This is a genomic window from Oscillibacter sp. KLE 1728 (assembly GCF_934833455.1).
GTDB lineage: Bacteria > Bacillota > Clostridia > Oscillospirales > Oscillospiraceae > Oscillibacter > Oscillibacter welbionis.
On the sequence record NZ_CAKVVF010000115.1, the window covers coordinates 1 to 5,272 of the forward strand.

General features: G+C 63.7%; 4 protein-coding genes. 2 read left to right on the forward strand and 2 right to left on the reverse strand.

Annotated elements, in window-relative coordinates:
* Both QVE23_RS10310 and QVE23_RS10315 read right to left on the reverse strand, forming a co-directional pair.
* Positions 1 to 184: helix-turn-helix domain-containing protein (locus QVE23_RS10310; protein WP_287968159.1), on the reverse strand; the 184-nt coding region annotated here is incomplete at its 3' end.
* A gap of 333 nt (positions 185 to 517) precedes the next feature.
* The gene (locus QVE23_RS10315; protein ID WP_025545630.1) at positions 518 to 2,119 is read right to left on the reverse strand and encodes an MBL fold metallo-hydrolase RNA specificity domain-containing protein; all 1,602 of its coding nucleotides are present in this window, start codon (positions 2,117 to 2,119) and stop codon (positions 518 to 520) included.
* A gap of 179 nt (positions 2,120 to 2,298) precedes the next feature.
* Here QVE23_RS10315 and QVE23_RS10320 point away from each other — a divergent pair, with 179 nt between their 5' ends.
* On the forward strand, positions 2,299 to 3,498 hold the full coding sequence (locus tag QVE23_RS10320; RefSeq protein ID WP_021750759.1) for a hypothetical protein: 1,200 nt from the start codon (positions 2,299 to 2,301) through the stop codon (positions 3,496 to 3,498).
* A gap of 290 nt (positions 3,499 to 3,788) precedes the next feature.
* Positions 3,789 to 5,272: preprotein translocase subunit SecA (locus QVE23_RS10325; RefSeq protein WP_502919094.1), on the forward strand; the 1,484-nt coding region annotated here is incomplete at its 3' end.

Genomic DNA, 5,272 nt, shown 5'->3' on the forward strand with positions numbered 1-5,272 from the left:
GATAATCTGTGGTCACGTCGAAGTAATCCGCCAGGGCCACCAATTTCTCATAGTCCGGGCGGCGGTCGCCGCTCTCATAGCATTGGTAGGAACGCAACTGGATACCCAGAATTTCCCCCATGTCCTTTTGTGTGACATGACGTTCTTTCCGCAATTCACGCAGTCTCTCCGCAAATTTTATCATAAAATCTCTCCCGAGCCTCTTGACACACGCGTTTTGCACGTATATTATGAATACGTGCAATTCGCGTGTTTAGGGGGCGTCTTTTGATTATGACAGACCTGATGCAAGTTCTCTACGAATACGCCAAGGAGGAGCTTCTCCCCTCCTATCTCCCCTCCCCGGAGTACCGGGAAGTCTCCCGCCTGACCGCCCGCCTGTCCCTGCGGCTCCGGGACCTGCTTCCGGACGACAGCTGGAACACCGTCGAAAAATACGAGGATGCGGCGGCGCAGCTCCACGCATGGAGCTGGAGGCCGCGTTCCAGGCCGCCTTCTCTCTGGCAAGGGAGCTGCCTTAGCTCTCCCACTTCTCCAGCAGCTGCCGCAGCTGGTCCGCGAACCGGGCCAGGGACTTGTTGTCCCGCCCGCGGCTGCGCTTGATGCTCTCCATAAGCATGTTGCCCACGGCCACCAGCCGCTCGTAGGCCGCGCTGGCCCGCATACCGCCGGTGGTCCTGGCCTTCCGCTCAGGCAGGTAGCCGGGCTCGGTCACCTTGTCGGCGATCAGGTCGTACACCTCCGTGTACTGGGGCGCGTGGGCGGTGAAGCCCAGGCCCTGGATGGTCTTGGCGAAGAAGGGCGCCACCTCCCGGTCCCCGTGGACCACGAACACGTGCTGGGGCTTGGGGGCCTGGATGGCCTGGATCCAGGAGAGCAGGTGGTTCCGGTCCGCGTGGGAGGAGAGACCCTGGAAGTTCACGATCTGCGCATGGACGGCGATCTCCTCGCCGAAGAGCTTCACGCTCTTCACACCCTCCAGCAGGGCGCGGCCCAGGGTGCCCTCCCCCTGGTAGCCCACGAACACCACGGTGCACTCCGGCCGCCAGAGGTTGTGCTTCAGGTGGTGGCGGATGCGGCCCGCGTCGCACATGCCGGAGGCGGAGATGATGACCTTGGGGGTGGGGTCCATGTTCAGCATCTTGGACTCCTCGCTGGTCTCCGTCATGCGCAGGTTGGTGAAGTTGAACATGTGGGTGCCGTCCTGCACCAGCTCCAGCGCCGCCTCATCCAGATAGCCCCGCAGGTCGCCGGTGAAGATGGTGGTGGCCTTCTTGGCCAGGGGGGAGTCGATGTACACGGGGAAGTCCGGGTCGCTCTTCACCATCCCCTTGTCCTTGATCTCCCGGATGAAGTACAGCAGCTCCTGGGTGCGGCCCACGGCGAAGGAGGGGATCACCACGTTGCCGCCCTTGGCGATGGTCTCGTCGATGATCTTCGCCAGATCGTCGGTGTAGCTCCACACCTCCGTGTGGTTGCGGTCGCCGTAGGTGGACTCCATCACCACGTAGTCCGCGCCGGTGAGGTAGGTGGGGTCCCGGATGATGGGCTGGTCCACATTGCCGATGTCGCCGGAAAAGACGATCTGTTTGGTGATGCCGCCCTCCGTGGCGGTGACGAGGATGGAGGCGGAGCCCAGCAGATGGCCCGCGTCCACGAACTCCACCCGGACGCCCTCGCACAGGTCCAGGGGCTGGTTGTACTCGCAGGTGGTCATGTACTGGCTCACCCGCTGGGCGTCCTCGATGGTGTAAAGGGGCTCCACCCGGGGGGCGCCGGACCGCTCCGCCTTGCGGTTCTTCCACTCCGCGTCGGACTCCTGGATGTGGGCGGAGTCCTGGAGCATGATGTCCATGAGATCCGCCGTCAGCCGGGTGGCGACGATCCGGCCCTGGAAGCCCTGCTTCACCAGCATGGGGATCCGGCCGGTGTGGTCGATGTGGGCGTGGGTCACCAGGACGAAGTCGATGTCGTTCGCGGCAAAGGGAAAAGCGTCGTTGGACACCTCGTCCCGCCCCTGCTGCAATCCGCAGTCCACCAGGATGCGCCTGCCGTTGACCTCCAGACAGTGGCAGCTGCCGGTGACGCACTGGTCGGCGCCGTAAAAGCTGAGCTTCATGGGGGAACCTCCTTTTTTGCTCCTCCCCGCCGCGGCGGCGGGTGGGGCTTTTTTGTCAGTTTAACACAAAGGAGCGGGCGGGGCAAGGGGCGGCGGGGATTCCGGCGGATTTTGTAACCACTTTTGCCTTGCTTTCCCCCGCGCGGACCGGTATGCTGGGATAAAAGGAGGTGGCCGGGATGGCAGAGCGGAAGACGCTGCTGATCCCCTCCCTGCTGGACGATTGGTTCCCCCTGCTGCAGTACGCCTTTACGTCGGAGGAATGGGAGCCGGTGCTGCTGACGGAGGACGATCCCCATCTGGCGGAGCTGGGGCTGAAATATTTCCACAATGAGCTGTGCTATCCGGTGTTCCTGGTGGCGGGGCAGGTGCTGTCCGCCCTGCGGTCCGGGCGGTACGACCCGGCCCGGTGCGGGGTGCTGTTCGGCCAGGCGGGGGACGAGTGCCGGGGCTCCTGCGGCATCCGCCTGCTGCGGCGGGTGCTGGACCGGCTGGGCTACGGCCGGGTGGAGACCCTGAGTCTCAATGTCCGGGGCATCGACCGGGGCACCGGTCTGCCCATCACCGCCGCCATGGTCCGCCGCTGTCTGGCCGCTGCCGTGTGGGGGGACACGCTGGCCCTGCTGCGGAACCAGACCCGGCCATACGAGGCAGTCCCCGGCACGGCGGAGGCACTCTGGCGCCGCTGGACGGAGGACCTGGGACAGGATCTGGCGGGGAATCGAGGACTCACCCGCCGGGAGATCCTGCGCCGCTGCCGGGAGATGGCGGCCGAATTCCGGGCGGTGGAGCGGGTGCCCCGTGAAGTCCAGAAGGTGGCTATCGTGGGGGAGATCTACACGAAATACTGCCACCTGGGCAACTGGAATTTGGAGCGGTATCTGGCGGCGGAGCACTGCGAGATCGGCGTGGGCGGCATCACCTGGTACGCCCTGTACTACATGGACGGCCACGCCCTGAAAGGCTCCGCCCCTGCCCGGCGGGTGTATCGGCTGCTGGCGTCGTACCTGGCGGAGATCCAGCGGGATATGCTGTCGATTTTGAATCAGGCGGGCTATCATGCCCTGCCGCCGCTGCCGGAGCTGAAGCGGCAGGCGGAGGGGTATGCTCCCCTGCGGGTGACGGTGGCGGATGGGTGGCTGATCGCTGCCGAGGCCGTGGGCTGGGCCCGGCTGGGATACCGAAAAATTCTCTGCGTCCAGCCCTTCGCCTGCCTGCCGGGCCACATCTTCGGCAAGGGGCAGTACGCCGCCCTCCAGCGCAAGCTGCCGGGCGCCCGGCTGGTAAGCGTGGACTACGACGCCTCCACCGGCGAGGGCACGGTCCTCAGCCGCATCCGGATGCTGCTGGACGAGGAGCTGGATCCGGAGCTCCTATGACTGGGCAATCGATTGCCCGGTTGGGAAGCGTTTGTTTCTTTTCGCTGATTTCCCCGCTGCGTCCTGTCGAAAAATCATGGCTTCTGCCGGACATGGGCCGCTATTTATGAACTTTTTTTACAAAAGTTGTTTTTTCTTTGCATTCCACCTGCGATTGTGGTATGCTATTTCTGCTTTTTCGTGGGGACTGCCCCACCTTTTATAAATAATATGGATCAACGGGCCTTTCTCCATCGCTCCGCCATTCCGGCGGGCCGGAGGGACCGGCCCGGAAAGGAAGTATCACAATCATGGGTCTGATGAAAAAGATTTTCGGTGATTACAGCTCCCGGGAGCTGAAATCCATCTACCCCATCGTGGACAAGATCGAGTCCATGGCCGACGAATACAAGGCCATGAGCGACGAGGCCCTGCGGGCCAAGACCACAGAGTTCAAGGAGCGCCTGCAGAATGGCGAGACCCTGGACGATATCCTGCCGGAGGCTTTTGCCACCGTGCGGGAGGCCGCGGACCGGGTGCTGGGCATGCGGCCCTACCGGGTGCAGCTGGTGGGCGGCATCGTGCTGCACCAGGGCCGGATCGCCGAGATGAAGACCGGCGAGGGCAAGACCCTGGTAGCCACTCTGCCCGCCTATCTGAACGCCCTGACCGGCCGGGGCGTCCACATCGTCACGGTGAACGACTACCTGGCCAAGCGCGACAGTGAGTGGATGGGTAAGGTCCACCGCTTCCTGGGCCTGAAGGTGGGCCTGATCGTCCACGGCCTGACCACCAAGGAGCGGCAGGCCGCTTACGCCGCGGACATCACCTATGGCACCAACAACGAGATGGGCTTCGACTATCTGCGGGACAACATGTGCATCTACTCCACGGAGCTGGTGCAGCGGGGGCATGCCTTCGCCATCGTGGACGAGGTGGACTCCATCCTGATCGACGAGGCCCGGACACCCCTCATCATCTCCGGCCAGGGGGAGAAGTCCACCCAGCTCTATGACATGGCAGAGATGTTCGTCTCCCGCCTGAAGAAGCAGGCGGTCGTCCAGGTGGACAACAAGGAGGAAGAGGATCCCGCCGAGGCGGACGCGGACTACATCGTGGATGAGAAGGCCAAGACCGCCATGCTCACCGCCCGGGGCATCGCCAAGGCGGAGGAGTTCTTCCACGTGGAGAATCTGTCCGACCCGGAGAACGCTACCCTCTCCCACCACATCAACCAGGCCATCAAGGCCCACGGCGTGATGAAGCGGGACATCGACTATGTGGTGAAGGACGGCGAGGTTATCATCGTGGACGAGTTCACCGGCCGTCTGATGTTCGGCCGGCGCTACTCCAACGGCCTGCACCAGGCCATCGAGGCCAAGGAGCACGTCACCGTGGCCAGCGAGAACAAGACCTTGGCCACCATCACCTTCCAGAACTACTTCCGCCTGTACGACAAGCTGTCCGGCATGACCGGCACCGCCATGACGGAGCAGGAGGAGTTCGGCACCATCTACGAGCTGGACATTGTGGAGATCCCCACCAACCGGCCCAACCAGCGCCACGACCACCACGACGTGGTGTACAAGACCGAGGCAGGCAAGTACCGGGCGGTCATCCAGCAGATCAAGGACTGCCACGCCAAGGGCCAGCCCGTGCTGGTGGGTACCGTGTCCATTGAGAAGAACGAGCTGCTCAGCGGCCTGCTGGCCCGGGAGGGCATCCAGCACAACCTGCTGAACGCCAAGAACCATGAGAAGGAAGCGGAGATCGTGGCCCAGGCGGGCAAGTTCGG